This window comes from Leifsonia sp. RAF41, assembly GCF_052114085.1.
GTDB lineage: Bacteria > Actinomycetota > Actinomycetes > Actinomycetales > Microbacteriaceae > Leifsonia.
Window position 1 is genome coordinate 1,023,847 of record NZ_JBFREB010000001.1, and the last position, 17,258, is coordinate 1,041,104.

18 protein-coding genes are annotated in these 17,258 nt (G+C 68.9%); 11 read left to right on the plus strand and 7 right to left on the minus strand.

All coding sequences use genetic code 11. The annotated features are described in order from the left end of the window. Nucleotides 1-100: 100 nt before the first annotated feature. Entirely contained in the window at nucleotides 101-1,948 is a 1,848-nt protein-coding gene (locus AB4Y74_RS04850) for a glycoside hydrolase family 15 protein (RefSeq protein WP_441797986.1), read from the plus strand. Then, nucleotides 1,939-2,487: a hypothetical protein gene (locus AB4Y74_RS04855; protein WP_441797987.1), complete on the plus strand. Its 549-nt coding sequence runs from the start codon at nucleotides 1,939-1,941 to the stop codon at nucleotides 2,485-2,487. Before AB4Y74_RS04850 ends, AB4Y74_RS04855 begins: the two co-directional genes overlap by 10 nt. Nucleotides 2,488-2,513: 26 nt before the next feature. Here AB4Y74_RS04855 and AB4Y74_RS04860 read toward each other — a convergent pair whose 3' ends face one another. Together AB4Y74_RS04860 and AB4Y74_RS04865 are read right to left on the minus strand one after the other, a co-directional pair. Beyond that, nucleotides 2,514-3,227, minus strand: a complete 714-nt coding sequence (locus AB4Y74_RS04860) for an alpha/beta fold hydrolase (RefSeq protein ID WP_441797988.1) — start codon at nucleotides 3,225-3,227, stop codon at nucleotides 2,514-2,516. Nucleotides 3,228-3,287: 60 nt separating this feature from the next. Continuing rightward, nucleotides 3,288-3,752, minus strand: a complete 465-nt coding sequence (locus AB4Y74_RS04865; RefSeq protein ID WP_441797989.1) for a DUF2000 domain-containing protein — start codon at nucleotides 3,750-3,752, stop codon at nucleotides 3,288-3,290. A gap of 105 nt (nucleotides 3,753-3,857) precedes the next feature. On the opposite strand from AB4Y74_RS04865, the gene AB4Y74_RS04870 reads away from it, so the two are divergent. The 4 genes from AB4Y74_RS04870 to AB4Y74_RS04885 all read left to right on the plus strand — a co-directional run bounded on the left by AB4Y74_RS04870 (nucleotide 3,858) and on the right by AB4Y74_RS04885 (nucleotide 10,601). Further along, nucleotides 3,858-4,313, plus strand: coding sequence for an Lrp/AsnC family transcriptional regulator (locus AB4Y74_RS04870; RefSeq protein WP_441797990.1), 456 nt, complete (start codon nucleotides 3,858-3,860; stop codon nucleotides 4,311-4,313). A gap of 55 nt (nucleotides 4,314-4,368) precedes the next feature. Further along, nucleotides 4,369-5,187, plus strand: coding sequence for an aldo/keto reductase (locus AB4Y74_RS04875; RefSeq protein WP_441797991.1), 819 nt, complete (start codon nucleotides 4,369-4,371; stop codon nucleotides 5,185-5,187). Nucleotides 5,188-5,295: 108 nt separating this feature from the next. Next, nucleotides 5,296-7,839, plus strand: a complete 2,544-nt coding sequence (locus tag AB4Y74_RS04880) for an ATP-dependent Clp protease ATP-binding subunit (protein WP_441797992.1) — start codon at nucleotides 5,296-5,298, stop codon at nucleotides 7,837-7,839. A 275-nt stretch (nucleotides 7,840-8,114) separates the two neighbouring features. Beyond that, entirely contained in the window at nucleotides 8,115-10,601 is a 2,487-nt protein-coding gene (locus tag AB4Y74_RS04885) for a penicillin-binding protein (protein ID WP_441797993.1), read from the plus strand. Between the two features lie 3 nt (nucleotides 10,602-10,604). On the opposite strand, the gene AB4Y74_RS04890 is transcribed toward AB4Y74_RS04885, so the two are convergent. From AB4Y74_RS04890 to AB4Y74_RS04905, 4 genes are all read right to left on the minus strand, one after another. Then, nucleotides 10,605-11,495, minus strand: coding sequence for a 3-methyladenine DNA glycosylase (locus AB4Y74_RS04890; RefSeq protein WP_441797994.1), 891 nt, complete (start codon nucleotides 11,493-11,495; stop codon nucleotides 10,605-10,607). Continuing rightward, nucleotides 11,492-12,100, minus strand: coding sequence for a cyanamide hydratase (locus tag AB4Y74_RS04895; RefSeq protein ID WP_441797995.1), 609 nt, complete (start codon nucleotides 12,098-12,100; stop codon nucleotides 11,492-11,494). Before AB4Y74_RS04895 ends, AB4Y74_RS04890 begins: the two co-directional genes overlap by 4 nt. Nucleotides 12,101-12,213: 113 nt before the next feature. Continuing rightward, nucleotides 12,214-13,245 (minus strand): zinc-dependent alcohol dehydrogenase family protein, encoded by a 1,032-nt coding sequence (locus AB4Y74_RS04900; RefSeq protein ID WP_441797996.1) that lies wholly within the window; start codon nucleotides 13,243-13,245, stop codon nucleotides 12,214-12,216. Then, nucleotides 13,242-13,670 carry a (deoxy)nucleoside triphosphate pyrophosphohydrolase gene (locus AB4Y74_RS04905; protein WP_441797997.1) on the minus strand — a complete coding sequence of 143 codons (429 nt, stop codon included), beginning with the start codon at nucleotides 13,668-13,670 and terminating at the stop codon, nucleotides 13,242-13,244. Before AB4Y74_RS04905 ends, AB4Y74_RS04900 begins: the two co-directional genes overlap by 4 nt. 53 nt (nucleotides 13,671-13,723) lie before the next feature. Between AB4Y74_RS04905 and AB4Y74_RS04910 the strand changes: the two genes are divergently transcribed. After that, a complete protein-coding gene (locus AB4Y74_RS04910) occupies nucleotides 13,724-14,416 on the plus strand; it encodes a DUF1345 domain-containing protein (protein ID WP_441797998.1) in 693 nt (230 codons plus the stop codon). Nucleotides 14,417-14,425: 9 nt separating this feature from the next. Here the strand turns inward: AB4Y74_RS04910 and AB4Y74_RS04915 are convergent, their stop codons facing one another. After that, on the minus strand, nucleotides 14,426-14,725 hold the full coding sequence (locus AB4Y74_RS04915) for a DUF1905 domain-containing protein (RefSeq protein ID WP_441797999.1): 300 nt from the start codon (nucleotides 14,723-14,725) through the stop codon (nucleotides 14,426-14,428). Between the two features lie 51 nt (nucleotides 14,726-14,776). Between AB4Y74_RS04915 and AB4Y74_RS04920 the strand changes: the two genes are divergently transcribed. The 4 genes from AB4Y74_RS04920 (at nucleotide 14,777) to AB4Y74_RS04935 (ending at nucleotide 17,244) form a co-directional block, all read left to right on the plus strand. Beyond that, nucleotides 14,777-15,166: a DUF7144 family membrane protein gene (locus AB4Y74_RS04920; RefSeq protein WP_441798000.1), complete on the plus strand. Its 390-nt coding sequence runs from the start codon at nucleotides 14,777-14,779 to the stop codon at nucleotides 15,164-15,166. A gap of 87 nt (nucleotides 15,167-15,253) precedes the next feature. Continuing rightward, nucleotides 15,254-15,880, plus strand: coding sequence for a hypothetical protein (locus tag AB4Y74_RS04925; protein WP_441798001.1), 627 nt, complete (start codon nucleotides 15,254-15,256; stop codon nucleotides 15,878-15,880). 226 nt (nucleotides 15,881-16,106) lie between these two features. Next, complete coding sequence (locus AB4Y74_RS04930; RefSeq protein WP_441798002.1) at nucleotides 16,107-16,805, plus strand: cutinase family protein; 699 nt, start codon at nucleotides 16,107-16,109, stop codon at nucleotides 16,803-16,805. Nucleotides 16,806-16,854: 49 nt separating this feature from the next. Continuing rightward, the gene (locus AB4Y74_RS04935; protein WP_441798003.1) at nucleotides 16,855-17,244 is read left to right on the plus strand and encodes a hypothetical protein; all 390 of its coding nucleotides are present in this window, start codon (nucleotides 16,855-16,857) and stop codon (nucleotides 17,242-17,244) included. Nucleotides 17,245-17,258: the final 14 nt, after the last annotated feature.

Consider the following 17,258-nt stretch of genomic DNA (forward strand, 5'->3'; position numbering starts at 1 on the left):
CACTCGGCTAGCCCTCAGTCCGGCCGACGCCCCTTCCCGCTCGAACGTCTCCGGCGTTAGCATGCGCGCGAGTAGGGCCGGCCGATCGGAAGAGGCGCACATGACTGAGGAACCGCGAGACGACTCCCGATTTCCCGGGATCGACGAGCACGGCATGATCGGCGACCTGCAAACGGTCGCCCTCGTCTCCACAGCAGGGAGCATCGACTGGTTCTGCGCTCCACGGTTCGACTCGCCGTCGCTGTTCGCCGCGCTGCTCGACCCCGAGAAGGGCGGATACTTCCGCATCCATGCTCTGGGCGAGCACATGCGCGTCAAGCAGATGTACTTCCCGCAGACGGCCGTGCTCATCACCCGCTTCATGTCGGCGGACGGCGTCGGCGAGGTCATCGACTTCATGCCCGTGGCGGACGAGCCGACGGTGCCGACGGCGAGCCGGATCATCGTCCGCGTCGTCCGCGTCGTCCGTGGAGAGCTCACCTTCCGGGTGGAGTGCCGGCCGCGCTTCGACTACGGCCGCCAGCCGCACACGGCCACGACCTCCGCTCACGGCGTCCGGTTCGAGGCCGGCGAATCCACCGCCGCCTTGCACGGAGTCAGCCAGGACACTCTCGACGGAGACGACGTCGACACCACGATCACCCTCGCGGCAGGCGACCGGCGGCTGCTGGCCTTCGAGACCGAACCGACGGGCGACCCGCGCGCCCTCGGACGAGCCAGAGGCACCCGGCTGTTCCGCGACACGGTCGACTTCTGGCGCGACTGGCTCTCGCGCTCCACCCACTCGGGACGCTGGCGCGAGGAGGTCGAGCGGTCCGCCATGGTGCTGAAGCTGCTGCAGTACGCCCCCACGGGTGCGCTGGTCGCCGCTCCCACGGCAGCGCTGCCGGAGCAGCTCGGCGGCGTGCGCAACTGGGACTACCGCTACACCTGGATCCGCGATGCCTCCCTCTCCATCTTCTCGTTGCTCGCACTCGGCTACACCGACGAGGCCATCTCCTTCCAGCTGTGGGTCGCCGATCGGGTGCTCGAACAGGTGGGCGACTCGTCCGGGCCGCTGAAGATCATGTACCGGATCGACGGGTCGTCCGACCTGGAGGAGCTGACGCTGGACCATTTCGAAGGTTATGCGGGCTCGCGTCCTGTGCACATCGGCAACGGTGCGGCGGACCAGCTGCAACTCGACATCTACGGCGAGGCGCTGTGGGCGATCGCCGCGGGTGAGCAATTCCGGCCGATGGGTCACCCCGGATGGACGAAGCTGCGCGGCATCCTCGACTGGCTGGCGGACAACTGGGATCAGCCCGACGAGGGGGTGTGGGAGACCCGCGGCGGGCGGAAGGACTTCACCTACGGCCGCATCATGTGCTGGGTCGCCTTCGATCGCGGCATCCGCATCGCGCGCGACCGCGGCTTCCCCGCACCGCTCGAACGGTGGACGGCCGAACGCGACGCCATTTACGAACAGGTCTTCACGCGGTGCTGGAACCCGGAACGCAAGGCCTTCACGCAGTATCCGGGCACCGACGTCGTGGATGCGATCACGCTTCTCATGCCCCGGGTGGGGATGATTGCGCCGCAGGACCCGATGTGGCTGTCCACGCTAGACGCGATCGGCGAGGAACTGGTGACGGACAGTCTGGTGTACCGGTACAACCCGGCGGCCTCGCCGGACGGGCTCCCGGGCGAGGAGGGCACCTTCTCGCTGTGCTCCTTCTTCTACGTCATGGCCCTGACGGACGCAGGCCGGCTGGAGGAGGCGCAGTACGCCTTCGAGAAGATGCTGACCTACGGCAACCACGTCGGCCTGTACGCGGAGGAGGTCGACCCGTCCGGTCTGCAGCTCGGCAACTTCCCTCAGGCGTTCACCCACCTGGCGCTGATCCGGGCGGCGATCGACCTGGACGCCGCCCTCGAGAGTGCGGCCACACGCCGGCGATGGACCTGAACGAGTCGGGAAGCCCGCCGGCCGGGCGCGATTCGCCGACCCACAGTGGGCTGTGGCGGCACTGGGGGTCGCCGGCCGCGATCTACGGCACGATCGTGTACGCGAGCGTTGTTGCGGCGGCCTCAAAGGTCGATGACGATCAGGCGTCGGCGGTGCGCCTGCTGGTGTTCAGCGTGGTGAGCATCCTCATCTTCTGGCTCGCCCACGTCTACTCGACGGCGCTCGGTTTCCAGGGCGACGCGGACGACACGGGCAATCGGGTGCGCGACTCGATCCGTCACGCTCTCGCCGAGTCCGGCGGGATGCTGGAGGCGGCCATCGTGCCCAGCGTGCCGTTGCTTCTCGCCGCCCTCGGCATCCTGCCCGCCGACTTCGGGGTCGGTCTGGCGCTCTGGCTGGCGGTGCTGATGCTCGCGCTCCTCGGCTATTCGGTCTTCCGCAGACGCGGTCGCAGGATGCTGGTGTGCCTCGCCGGCGCGGTGGTGACAGGGTCGTTCGGGATCGTCGTCATCCTGCTGAAGAGCGCCCTGCAGCACTGACCGCGGTCATCAGCTCTGGACGGTCGTCAGTGGTCGGCGGCCTCCGCCAGCAGGGCGCCCAGCTCTGCCGGTCGTGTGAACATCGGCCAGTGCCCGGTCGGGAGCTCGACCACCTCCAGGCGCTCGAGTCGGCCGACCTCCGCCAGCACCGGTGAGCCGCCGTCGACCCAGGAGCGCAGGTCGGCCGGGGTGAACTCGCACGCGACGATTGTGGCCGGGACAGCTCGCCGCCGCTGGTCGTCGGCCAGTTCGATCGGGGTGGTCGGGATCGCTCCCGGTTCGGGGACGGCGGTGCGCCGGAACTCGTCGCGCTGCTCGTCGGTGAGGTCGATCAGGTCGGCGTCTTCGAAGTCCTCCCAGGCGAGCAGGTCGATCTCGCCGTCGACCGGGGTCATGTCCGAGGCGATGACACCGCCCGGCCCGAGCGGCCAGGAGTCGACGTAGACCGTCCGTGAGATGCGGGACGGACGCAGACCCGTCGCCGCATACGCCAGCGGACCGCCGCCCGAATGGCCGACGAGGACCACATCCCGTTCGCCAGCATCGCCCACCCCGTCGATCTGCCGGACGATCGCGTCCACCTGGTCGGGAACCGTGATCCGTCCGCGGTCGCTCGCGCCCGGCTCCAACCCGGGCAGCGTGAGGGGATGCGCGTGGTGCCCCGCCCGCTCGATGACCGGCGTCACCTCCCGCCAGGCGTCGGCTCCGAGCCAGAATCCGGGAACGAGGATGATCTCCATGCGCCGACGGTAGCGCAGGGGTCCGACATCGGGCACCACGGGGCGCGCTCAGAGTGACGCTCAGAGCAGCGCGAGCTTTCCGACGATGCGATCCACGCGGTTGCGCGGTCCGACGATGCTCACCGCATAGTAGGGCAGAGCGTCCGACTCGGTATCGGCGACCGCCCGCAGGTACTCGTCGTACATGCGGGTCAGCTGCGCCGCGGCCGGCATGTCGGCGACGAAGACGTCCTCTGCTGTGTCCGCTTTCGCCCGGATCGCAGCCAGTTGCTCTCCGGATGCACGCAGCACCGAGCAGCCCGCCCAGGGGAGGCCCGGATGGACGGTGCCGTCGGCATCCACGGCCTCCGGGCCCAGGAGGCCATCGACCCGGTCGGCCGTGGCCGCTGCCGCGCAGATGGCCGCATTCGCCGCGATACCCGCTGGCAGGGACTCCTGGACGACGACCACCCACTTCAGCCGGGCCGACCGCGTTGGCGCCCCGGTGTCCACCTCGTGCGGCAGGAAGCCGACGGTCTTCGTCATGACGCGTGTCCCTTCGTTCGGTCTGAGCGAGCCGAATCTACTGAAAATGCGAGCCCCGTGCACGAAGGCCGAACATCATTCGGCAGAACCGCTATTCTGCTCGACATGGACGAACTTGATCGGGCGATCCTGCGCGAACTCCAGTCGGATGCGCGGCGCAGCAACCGCGAGGTCGCCGCGGCTGTCGGGGTCTCGCCGAGCACCGCACTCGAACGCACCAGAGCCCTGCGGCGGCGCGGCATCATTCGCGGCGCCATGCTCGACGTGGACCTCGCCGCCATCGGCCGCCCCGTGCAGGCTCTCATCGCGGTGCGCATTCGGCCGCCGTCGCGTCCCGTCATCGAGGGCTTCCGGGACTGGGTGGCGGGGTTGCCCGAGACGCTCGGCGTGTTCGTGACGAGCGGGAACGAGGACTTCATCATCCATGTCGCCGTCGCCGACAACGAGAGTCTGTACGCGTTCGTGATCGACCGGCTCACCCAACGGCGCGAGATCGCGGACGTCCGCACGTCGGTCGTGTACGAGCACCTGCGCAACGGGAGCCCGGACCCGCTCAACTGATTCGCCCGGCGGGGCTACCATGTGCCGCACCGCATCCTTCGAGAGGAACACACGCATGCCCGCACTGACCGACACGTTCACGCTCTCCAATGGGGTCGCCATCCCCAAGATCGGCTTCGGGACCTGGCAGATCCCCGACGGCCCGAAGACCTACGACTCCGTTCGCACCGCGCTCGACGCCGGCTACCGCCACATCGACACGGCCCGCGCCTACGGAAACGAGGCGAGCGTCGGGCGCGCGGTTCGCGACAGCGGGGTGCGGCGCGACGAGATCTTCATCACGACGAAGTGTCCGGCGGAGGTGAAGGATGCGGACGGCGCGCGGCACGCCTTCGACCGCTCCACCGAGTTGCTGGACCTCGGTGCGATCGACCTCTACCTCATCCACGCGCCCTGGCCGTGGAACGCGATCGGCAGCGACCACCGCGCGGGCAACATCGAGGTCTGGAAGGTGTTCGAGGAGATCTACGAGGCCGGCCGCACCCGCTCCATCGGCGTCAGCAATTTCACCGTGGCCGACCTGGAGTCGCTCATCGACGCGACGGAGGTCCTTCCGCATGCCAACCAGATCCGCTGGTTCGTCGGCAACACGCAGCCGGAGACGACGGCGTTCTGCCAGGAGCGCGACATCCTCGTCGAGGGCTACTCGCCGCTTGCGACCGGACGCCTCCTCGACAACGCCGACATCGCCGCGATCGCGGAGAAGTACGGCAAGTCGGTCGCACAGGTGAGCATCCGCTACCTGCTGCAAAAGGACATCCTGCCTCTCCCCAAGTCGACTACGCCGAGCCGAATCGTCGAGAATGCCGACGTCGACTTCGAGCTCTCGGCCGAGGATGTGGCGGCGCTCGACGCGCTCGACGCGGGGGACTGACACCACCTCCCTCAGCGAATCAACTGGTTGCCGGACCCCGGAATAAAGCTCCCCCTCCTGCGTTGGACTTGAGTGCACAAGGCTCAACTTTCAGAAACAGGAGAACACGTGCCTGAGAACTTCACTCCCGACGGTGACAGCAACAACTCGTTCGACGAGTTCCTTGCGCGGTACCTCGCGGGTGAGCGTGCGCGCAATGCACGCTCGATCGACATCAGCCGCTTCCTCAGCCGCCGCACCCAGGAGATCCTCGCCGAGGCGGGGCGCTTCGCCCTGCAGCACGGTCACAACGAGCTGGACGCCCTCCACGTCCTGCGCGTGATGGCCGAGCAGGAGCCGGCCGCTGACGCCATGCGGCGCATCGGCGTCGACCCGTCGCGGGTCGCGCAGGCCGCCGAGTCGCGCCTGCCCGCTTCCAGCGACGTGATCCGCGCCGACGGCGCATCCATCACCGGTGCGCTGCAGCGCGCACTGTTCCACGCGTACCAGGTCGCCCAGGCGTCCGGTTCCACCTACATCGACCCCGAGCACGTCTTCTTCGCGCTCGTGATCGGCCGGGACGCCCCGGCCGGCCGGGTGCTGCAGTCCGCGGGCGTGACGCCCGAGGCCCTCAGCGACGCATTGGGCGACCGCGCGACGGTCGACGCCGGCGACCCGGGCGACTCCCTCGGCTCCGAGGGTGGGTCGCAGACCCCGATGCTCGACCAGTTCGGCACCGACCTGACCGCGCTCGCGCGCGACGGCAAGCTTGACCCGGTCATCGGCCGGCTCGACGAGATCGAGCAGACGGTCGAGATCCTCTCCCGGCGCACCAAGAACAACCCGGTGCTGGTGGGCGAGGCGGGCGTCGGCAAGACCGCGATCGTCGAGGGCCTGGCCCGCGCGATCGTCGCAGGCGATGTGCCCGAGCAGTTGCAGGAGAAGCGCGTCGTCTCGCTCGACCTGGCGGCCATGGTCGCGGGGACCCGCTACCGCGGCGACTTCGAGGAGCGGCTCACCGCGCTCATGGACGAGATCAGCGCCGGGACCGCTGAGCTGATCGTCTTCATCGACGAGCTGCACACCGTGGTCGGTGCCGGAGGTTCGGGCGAGTCCGGCGGCATGGACGCCGGCAACATCCTCAAGCCCCGCCTGGCCCGCGGCGACCTGCACCTGGTCGGTGCCACCACTCTCAAGGAGTACCGCCGCATCGAGAAGGACCCGGCGCTGGAGCGCCGCTTCCAGCCGGTGACCGTCGGCGAGCCGTCCGTGGAGGACGCGGTGCTCATCCTCGACGGCCTCCGTCCTGCCTATGAGGACCACCACGGGGTCCGCTACACCGCTGACGCGATCCGTGCCGCGGTGGAGCTCTCCGACCGCTACGTCTCCGACCGCTTCCTGCCGGACAAGGCCATCGACCTGATCGACCAGGCCGGCGCTCGCCTGCGCCTGTCGCTCGGCAAGCGCGTGGACACGTCCGCCCTGATGGAGCGCCTAGCCACGTTGGAGTCCGAGAAGAACTCCGCGGTCGCGGCCGAGCACTACGAGGAGGCATCGCGTCTGCGCGACGAGATCGAGACGGTTCAGCACTCGCTGGACGAGCTCGCCTCAGCCCCCCGAGTGGATGCGGTGGTGGGCGAGCCCGAGATCGCGGCGATCGTGTCGCGCTCGACGGGCATCCCGGTGTCCCGTGTCGGCGAGGCCGACCGTGAGCGCCTGGCGCGCCTCGAGTCGGAGCTGCACGAGCGGGTGATCGGCCAGCACGACGCGGTCGTCTCCGTCGCGAAGGCGGTGCGCCGCAATCGCACCGGTCTCGGTGACGAGGGCCGTCCTGTCGGCAGTTTCCTCTTCCTCGGCCCGACCGGTGTCGGCAAGACCGAGCTGGCGAAGTCGCTCGCGGCGTCCCTGTTCGGTGACGAGAAGGCCATGCTGCGGTTCGACATGAGCGAGTTCGGCGAGCGTCACACCGTCGCCCGCCTGGTCGGTGCCCCTCCCGGATACGTCGGATACGACGAGGCCGGCCAGCTGACCGAGCGCGTGCGCCGCAACCCGTACTCGGTGGTGCTGTTCGACGAGATCGAGAAGGCTCACCCGGACGTGTTCAACCTGCTGCTGCAGGTGCTCGACGACGGTCGCCTGACCGACGGTCAGGGCCGCACGGTCGATTTCCGCAACACGGTGGTCATCATGACGTCGAACCTCGGTTCGGAGTTCCTGGCGTCGCGTTCCGGTGCGCTCGGATTCGTGCCGGCGGACTCGGACGGTTTCTCGTCGGAGAAGGACATCCGCGACCGCGTCATGGGCAAGCTTCGTGAGGCGATGCGCCCCGAGTTCCTCAACCGCATCGACGAGATCGTGCTGTTCCGGAAGCTGGACGCCGAGCAGCTGCGCGACATCGTCCGCCTGCTGCTGAACGCGACCGCCTCCCGCCTGGCCGCCCGCGACATCGCCTTCGAGGCGACGGATGCGGCGGTCGCCTGGATCGCGGACGCCGGCTACGAGCCGGAGTACGGAGCCCGCCCGCTCCGCCGCGTCATCCAGCGCCAGGTCGACGACCGCATCGCTGAGCTGATGGTCAGCGGCGAGCTCGCCGAGGGCGGCCGTGTGACCGTAGACGCCGAGGCCGGCGACCTCCGGGTCACCGCCCCCGCGGCCTTGCCGCTCGCGGCGTAACCCGCCCCGCCCCACCCCACGCGAAGGCGCCGACCCTGTTCTCAGGGCCGGCGCCTTCGCGCATCCCGGCCTCTCCCGCGGCCCCCGCGGCCTCTGCGCATCGAGTGGTCCCAACACGCCGTTATCCCACGAACCGTAACGGCGTGTTGCGCCCACTCGATCGCGCGGCCCCAGCGCCTCCACGACCGTCACGATGTGCACATCCTGAGGGACTACTCACCGACGCACACGCAACCCCCTGGACTCGCCCAGATACGGCTGGTTGGTTGGAGGGCGTGCCCGCTTCCGAACGATCCCGCCTGCCCGAACGCCTGGCCGCCCTCGACGAGCGGCTGGAGCCCGTCAAGCGCTTCGAGCTGAAGCCCGCCCGCACCCGTGGCGGGCTGATCGCGCAGTTCCTGGGGCTGGCGTTGGTCGCCGCCGTGCTGAGTTCGCTGCTGATGCTGCCGGGGTTCCTCGGGGCCGGGGCGGCGGCCGCTGCCGGTGCTAGCGACTTCAACGCGCTTCCCGCGGACTTGCACATCCAGCAGTTCGCCCAGAACTCGACCGTCTACGCCAAGCAGGGCGGTCAGGATGTGCCGATCGCGACATTCTTCGCTCAGAATCGGCAGGACGTCTCCTGGGATCAGATCGCGCAGACCGTGAAAGATGCGACCGTGTCGGCCGAGGACCCGCGGTTCTACACCGAGGGTGCCGTCGACATCTGGGGCACCGTTCGCGGCGCCGTCTCCACCGTCGCGGGCGGCAACGTGCAGGGCGGCTCCTCGATCACGCAGCAGTACGTGAAGAACGTCGAGGTCGAGAAGTGCGAGGCGCTCACCAGCGAGAAGAAGGTGCAGGCCTGCTACGCCGACGCCGCCGGCGTCACGCTGCAGCGCAAGGTGCAGGAGATGCGCTACGCGGTGCAGGTCGAGAAGACCTACAGCAAGAAGGACATCCTCACCGGCTACCTCAACGTGGTCGGCTTCGGCGGCCAGGTGTACGGCGTGCAGGCCGCTGCGCAGTACTACTTCAACACGACCGCCGCGAAGCTCGACCTGGCGCAGGCGGCGACGCTCGCGGCCATCCTGAACAACCCCGCGAATCTGCGCATCGACCAGCCGGACAACAAGGAGAACGGCGCCGCCAACGGCTACACGCTGACCAAGGAGCGGCGCGACTACGTGCTCGATCGGATGTACATCACGCACTCGATCACGAAGCAGCAGCGCGACGCGGCGAAGGCCACGCCCATCCAGCCGGCCATCACACCGACGACCCAGGGATGCGCGGGCGCGCAGCAGTTCAACGCCGCGTTCTTCTGCGACTATGTGCGGGATGTGATCCTCACCGACCCCGCGTACGGCGCCACGTCCGATGCCCGGCTGCAGACGCTCAACCGCGGCGGGCTGAAGATCTACACAACCCTGAACCTCGACCTGCAGAACGTCGCGCAGGCCTCGCTGAGCAAGTACATCCCGGGGTCACGGCCCGGCATCGACCTGGGCGCCTCGAACGTCGCGCTCGAGCTGGGGACGGGACGCATCGTCACGATGGTGCAGAACCGGGCCTTCAACAACACGGACACCCCAATCGACGGCACGACCGCGGTCAACTACAACACCGACGAGGATTACGGCGGCTCGCAGGGGTTCCAGACCGGGTCGACGTTCAAGGCGTTCGACCTGGCGGCGTGGCTGGAGGCCGGCCACAGCCTGTACGAGACGGTCAACGCCTCGCAGCACCTCTTTCCGACCTCCGACTTCACGAACACCTGCGCCGACATCAACGGCCCGGCGTGGCCCGTCACCAACGACGAGGGGTCGGCGAGCCGCCTCTCGGTCATGGCCGCGACAGCGGAGTCGGTCAACACGGCGTTCGCCCAGATGGGCACCAAGGTCGATCTGTGCTCCATCCTGGACGCAGCCAAAGGCCTGGGCGTGCATCCCGCGTCCAAGAGCAACCCGCTGATCTCGACGCCGTCGATGATCCTCGGCACGAACTACATCTCGCCGCTGACGATGGCCACGGCCTATGCGGGCATCGCGAACAACGGCACGGTCTGCACGCCTATCGCCATCGACAAGGTGGTGAACGCCGACGGCACGGACCACAAGGTCGGCGCGACGACGTGCACGCAGGGCCTCAAGCCCGAGATCGCGGCCGGTGTGACCTACGCGCTGGAGGGCGTCATCAAGGGCGGCGGCACGGCCGCGAGCGCCAACCCGCACGACGACATCCCGATCATGGCGAAGACCGGAACGACGGACGACTCGCTCGAGAACTGGCTCATCACCTCCACGACGAAGGTGGCGACGGCGACCTGGGTGGGCAACGTCTCCGGCTCGACGCCGCTGCGTTCGCTGTACTTCAGCGGCATCGGCGGAGGCAACGTGAAGTTCTCGATCGCCAAGCCCATCCTGAAGGCCCTCAATGCGGCCTACGGAGGCACCGACTTCACCGAGCCCACCGACGCGGTGCTCTACGGCGACCAGATCACGATGCCGGACGTCGCCGGAAAGTCGCCGGACGTCGCCCAGAAGCTGCTCGAAGGCCTCGGCCTGGATGTCACCGTCGACCCGACGCCGGTCGACAGTGATCAACCGGCGGGCACCGTCGCGGCAAGCGACCCGGCGGCGGGCGCGACTCTCAGCGACGGCGACTCGATCACGCTCACGGTGAGCAACGGCCAGAAGGCGACCCCGACGCCGGGTTCCGGCGGACAGGGCGTCGGGTCGACACCGACACCGACACCGACCGGCAAGAAGGGCGACCGCGGCTGACGCTCAGCCGACGAGTTCGCCGGCGGGTGACCAGGCGGTGAGGATGCGCCCCCGGAGCGCGTTGGACCGTTCGGCGAAACCGCGCTGCCGCCGCACGTACTCGGCCTTGCCCTCCGCGGTCTCGATGGCGACCGGTGCGGCACCCCACGGCCGCATGTCGTACGGCGACGCCTGCATGTCTAGCAGGCGGATGTCGCGGGCCAGCTCGAACGCGTCGAGGAGCAGCTCGCCGGGAACCAGCGGGCCGAGCTTCATCGCCCACTTGTAGACGTCCATCCCGGCGTGCAGGCAGCCCGGCTGCTCGAACTCCGGCTGCGTCTCTCTGGTGGGGAGGTAGCGGTTGCGCGGCACGGCCTCCGGGGTGAAGAAGCGGAACGCGTCGATGTGGGTGCAACGCAGCTCATGGGAGTCGACCACCGCATCCGTCGCCTCTTGGCCGAGTCGCAGGGGCACAGGATGCCGGTGCTCGCCCTGCCGGTACACCATCGCCCACTCGTGCAGGCCGAAACAGCCGAACCGTCCCGGTCGGGCCGCCGTCGCTCGGAGGATCCGCTCCACCGTCCGCAGGAGTGGCGCCTTCTCGCGCTCGAGGCCGTCGCGGTCGACGATGAGCGAACCGGGGCCGGGCCCGGGCGCGTACCAGCGCCAGGCGGCGCGGGCATCCTGAGCGGCGTCCTGCAACGCGACACCGGGGCCGGGGTGCCACCGGCGCAGCTGGGCAGGTGAGTACGAGTAATAGGTGAAGAGGAAGTCCCACACCGGGTGCTTCTCGCCGCGCGCCGCCCGCTCGCGGTGATCCGCGGTCAGTGCGTCGGCCCGCTCGGCGTGCGCGCGCTCGCGGGCGCGCCACGTGTCCACGGGCAGCACGAGAGGCTCGGGAGGGGCGACGGTCACCCTTCGAGGATACGTTCCAGCGGGTTGTCGCGGAGCTTCCGCTGCACGCCGCCGTCGACGAGCCGGCGCGCAGAGGTGTCCGGCTTCCGCGCGGCCTGATCGGCCACGCAGGCGCCGAACTCGGCGGCGAGATGGAGCCGCGGGTACTCCACGATGACCTCGCGGCGGAAGTCGAGGGGGAGGTCCTCGGAGCGGGCGCCGGAGATGTCGAGCGCGGTGGCGATCTCGAGAAGGTGCCCTTCCACATCCATTGCGGGGTCCACCTCCGGCCAGTTGTGCCGGACGATCACCTCGTGGGCGCGAATGCCGCGCTCGGCCGGCCAGCCCGCGCCCGCAGTGAGTGCGATGGCGACGTGACCGGCCGCATCCTCGTACGCGAGGGTGTTGTTGTCGAACTCGGGCGTGATGCCGAGGTCGTGCAGCAGGGCCGAGACGTACAGCAGTTCGTGGTCGGGCTCGAAGCCGCGCAGGGCGGCGAAACCCTCCGCCCACAGCCACGAACGCTGCACGTGGTTGAGCAGTGAGGGGGAGTGGTAGGTCGTCGCGATCTGCACGGCCGCGCGTGCGGCGGGGGTGTCGGGGCGGGTAAAGTCTGCGATCCGCATGCGTCCATCCTGCCACCCCACCTGGCGTCGCGATTCGTGCCGAATTGTCGCTGTGACCACGCCACAGCGACAATTCGGCACGAATCGTGGCAAGGGCGGAATGGGCGGTGCGCTCAGGGGGCGGGGTGGAGGACGGCGATGCCGGTGGGAGGGGCCGTGTCGGCGGTCTGCAGCAGCCGCGCAGCCTCCGCGAAGCCGACCGACCGGCCTACGAGGTCTTGCGGCCGCAGCCGCCCGCCCGCCACCAGGTCGAGCATCCCGGGATAGTCGGCGGCGGCCATGCCGTGGCTGCCGAGCACGTCCAACTCCCAGCCGATGACGCGGTCGAGGGGCAGGTCGGGAACGGCGGCGGCCAGCAGCCCCACCTGCACGTGGCGGCCGCGCCGACGCAGCGAGCGGATCCCGGCGCTCGCCGTCTCGGCGGAACCCACCGCGTCGATGGTGGCGTGGGCACCGCCGCCCGTCACGTCGTGGATGCGCTGAGGTGCGTCTCCGGTAGCCTGCACGATCTGCTCGGCGCCCAGCCGAATGGCGAGTTCGAGGGCAGCAGGCGAGCGGTCGACGGCGACAACGCGCGCTCCGAGCGCTACGCCGATCATCACCGCGCTCAGCCCGACGCCGCCCGCGCCGTATACCGCCAGCCATTCGCCCGGCTGGATGCGCGCCCGCGCTGTGACCGCCCGGAACGCCGTCGCGAACCGGCAGCCCAGGGCGGCCGCCGCATCCGCTTCGAGTCCGTCGGGGATGCGGACCAGGTTCGTGTCCGCGGCCCGCACGGCGACGAGCTCGGCGTGCGACCCCCAGTGGGTGAAGCCTGGCTGCGTCTGCTGCGGGCACACCTGCGCCGCCCCCGCCCGGCACCACTCGCACTCGCCGCAGCCGTTCACGAACGGCGCGGTCACCCGGTCGCCGGCTCTCCACCGCGTGACGCCCGGACCGACCGCCTCGACGACGCCGGCGAACTCGTGACCGGGGACGTGCGGCAGCGGAACGGTCTCGTCGTGTCCGACCCAGGCGTCCCAGTCGCTCCTGCAGAGTCCGGACGCCTCGACGCGCACGATCGCACCGCCCGCAGGCACCGTCGGGTCGGGCAGCTCGGCCACCTCCACAGGGCCGCCGAATCGCTCGTAGTACAAGGCCTTCACACGTCCTCCTCGGTCATGGCTGTTCGCGCGGTCAGCATCGTCACGGCAGGCATGTCGGCCTCCGCCCAGTTCAGTCCGGCCAGCTGCCCGACCTGCAGCCAGCGCAGCTCATCGTGGTCGGTGCTCGCCGTGGGCGCGGGGCCGACCAGGCGGCAGTCGTAACAGGCCAGGTCGATCGCACGGCCGGCCGGGCGAACGGTGACCGTGCGGTCGAGCAACGTCCCGACACGGACGTCCACACCGAGTTCCTCACGGATCTCGCGCGCCAGCGCCGCCTCCGGCAACTCACCAGACTCGACCTTGCCGCCCGGGAACTCCCACCGCCCGGCCGCGTCCTTCCCCGGAGCGCGTCGGCACACCAGCACGCGCGCGCCGTCGGCCTCACCGTCCCGGATGACGGCGGCGACGACGAGAAGCGGCTGCACCACTCCATCCTGCCCTGCGGTGGGATGCGGGACCGCACCGCTAGCATCCAGGTATGTCGCAGAGCGCGCCCGTGAGGCGACCGATGGTGGTCGTCGGCTTCGCCCTGAGCGTCGTGGCGCAACTGGCGATGATCGCGGTGGGTGTCTGGTTCATCGTGCTGTCGGAAGACGTCGGCACCTCGCTCGTGCTGCTCGCGTCGTGGTGCGGGATCGGAACCGTCTACCTGATTGTCGTCCTGTTCGTGCTCGGCCGGATCTCCAAGCGACCGGCGACACCGGGAGGACGTCCGGCTCGGTGGGAGACCGGACGCGTCGCCCGCATCGTCTCGATGACCGCGACCATCCTGGCCAGCCTCATCGGTCTGGGCGCCGCCATCCAGGTGCTGGCGCTCCACAACGATCCGCAGATCGGCTCCGCCGCGGACTTCGTCGGCGTCTGGTCGATGCTCCTCGCCTGGGGCTTCCTGCACTGGGGCTTCGCGCAGATCTACTACCAGCGCTACTACGCCGCGGCGGACCCGATGCTGCGGTTTCCACATCCCGAGAACGCGCCGCCCCCGGAACCCCGATTCGTCGACTTCGTCTACTTCGCCTTCACACTCGGGACGACGTTCGCAGCCTCGGACGTCGAGGTGCTCAGCACGCGCCTGCGCTGGACGACCGTCTGGCACTCGGTGCTCAGCTACTTCTTCAACGGCCTCATCATCGTGCTGGCGCTGAACACGATCATGTCGGGCGCGAAGTAGCGCCTCGAGCTAAAGCAGCGTCTCCACGCCGATCCGGACCCGGTCGCCCAGGTCGACGCCCTCAGCCCGGCGCACCGCACTCTTGATCGGGACCACGTACGCGCCGTCCGACTGCGGGAAGATCGACGTCGACCACCGCGAGCCGCCCAGGGTCACCACGACCTTCACCGAGTCGAAACCGGCCGGTGGATGCGGCTGCAGCCGGATCTCCTCGGACACCTCGAGCGGCAGCCGGGCGAACACATAGAGTTCGCGCCGCGACGCCCAGCGAAAGAGCTCTGTCTCGAACTCGTAGCGATAACCGGCCATATCCGCCAAGCTACCGGGTGAAGCGACCTCCGGAGAAGGCAAGGGGACGACATGGCGCAACGCCCGGGATCGGTCACACTGGTGGCCGTCCTCACCTACATCAACGGCATCCTGAACGTGATCGGGGGCGTGATCATCCTCATCACGCGCGATTCGATGGTGCAGAGCGGGAACTCTTCCGCGCTGGCAGGCATCACGACCGCCGCCATCATCTCCATCATCCTCGGCGTGATCATCGTGATCGTCGCGCGCGGCCTGCTGCGTGGCAGCTCGGGCGCGAGAGCGGTCGTCGCCGTCGTGATGGTGATCGACATCGTCAACGGCGTGCTGCTGCTGTTCGCCTCGCAGCTGGCGAATGGCATCATCCAGATCCTCTGGGCGCTCCTGATCATGGCGCTCCTGTTCACCCGGCGCGCGAACGAGTTCTTCGGGAGCCGCTGAAGCCGTCGCGGACGCTCGATCGAACCGCCGAATCGGACAGAATGGAGGGGCGGCGCCGCGCCCGGCGCTCAGGTATCGAGGAGTTCCATGCGCTGGCCGAAGTGGTTCCGCCGTGGCGTCGAGAAGACGACGCGCACGCGTCCCTTCGACGAGGGCGCCCTTCCGGAGCCCGTCGCGCCCACCCTCGAGCAGTCGGTCGAGGAGGGCATGCTGCTCGCGGACTACGCCACACGCATGGCGGTGAAGAACCACATCGTGGTGGACACCATCCAGTACGGCAACTCGTACGATCCCGCCCTCCACGCCATGGAGGCGGCGGCCATGCTGCGCGAACTGGCTTCGGAGCAGGGGGTGGCGGCCGGGCGGATCGAGGAGGAGCTGGAGGCCGCTGAACAGCTCGGCGGCGACGCCCTGCACCCGCACGACTACCGACGGGTGGATGCGGACAACCTGCGCCTGCGACGGGATGCGGCGATCTCGCTCGCTCAAGCATTGCGCGCGAAAGCCGACTCGGAGGAGGAGCTGCTCGCCCTCGTCGAACGGGGGCGCAAGGACGCCTGGGATGAGGTCGGCCGTGCGATCGAGGCCGGGCTCGACGCGTTCTCCGGAGCCGAAGCTCTGAAGGACGACTACGAACGCGAGAAGCCGGCCCGCCTGAAGCTGCTCATCTGGCGCGATCTCGCCCGACTCGAGGACGAGCGCACGGGCTACTGACCGGGCGGTGCCCACCGGCCCGAACGCGGAATTCTCGGGCCAGGCGCGTCACGATACGAGCACAGAACCGTCTGTACCTGCAGCAGGAGTATTTCCTCCTTCCGAAAGGTGTGGGCAACGTGATTCGACTCGGGGCAGTCATCGGAACGATAGTGATCATCCTTGGGGCGGTTTTCGCCGCGGCACCGGCGCACGCCTACTGGGATCCAATCGCTGCGCGTTCGCGGTGATCATCGGGATCCGCGGCACGAACGAACCTGCAGGCACGGGAACGACCAACGGCGGCCGAACCTACGTCTCAGGGGGCCTCGGCGACACCGTCAACGCCGTCACAGCCGGCGCAGGCGGAGATCCGGAGATTCCGTACTGGGTCGAGGCGCTGAACTACCCCGCCGTCGCCATGGATCCGGGAAATCCGCAGGCGAACAACTATCAGTCAAGCCTCGAGATTGGCGTCGCCAACCTGCGCGGTGAGATCGAGAACCTGGCGTCCTCGTGTCCCGCATCGAATATCGTGCTGGTCGGATATTCGCAGGGTGCGCAGGGGATCACCAACGTCCTATCGGGGGCGAGCGGTTCGCTGACGACCAACGCAAAGAATCACATCGGTGCTGTGGTTATGTACGGGGCGCCCACTTTTCACTTCGGAGAGAGCTGGAATGCCGGAACCGGCGTCTATAACGGAATTTTCGGATTGTCAGGAACCCCCGCACTTGGCAACTACAAGCGTCTCGCTTGGCTTCCGCCGAGTTACTCTTCACAAGGCATGCTTCCGATTATCCGGTCCTACTGCCTTGCCGGGGATGAGTTCTGCCAGGGCAACTACACCGCGCAGGGCGCGGCCATTCACGGCAGCTACGCGGCAAGTTCGCTCACCACCGCAGGATGGGGTTTCATCCGCGGCTGGCTGACCGACAACAACTAGGGTAGGCGGGCGCCGCGCGTGGGCGCCCACCATCAATCAAAGGGAAGACGTGTCGTACGATCTCGACGATGACTTCGGTCCAACGCTGGACGGACACCCACCCACCCGGGGCGGAGCGGGAGATCTGGCTGCCTCCATCGGTCTGCTCGTCGTCGCCCTCCTGGTCGGAGCCACCCTTTCGTTCGCCGTGCTGATCGAGCAGATGAAGGTCGCCGCATGTTCCGTCGACCTCACGGGGTGCGACTTCACGCTTATCGGAATCAGCACCTGGCTCGTGCCCGCAGCCACCGCCGCTACGCTCACGGCTAGCTGGATCGCGCTGGCGCACCGCAGACGAACCGGCGCGTACACCTGGTGGGTCCCGCTTCTGGGCTTCGTCGGCGAGGTCATCGCCTTCGCAATCGCCAGCTCGCTGATTGATGTAGCGATACCCCGCTGAGGCGTCCCGGCCCG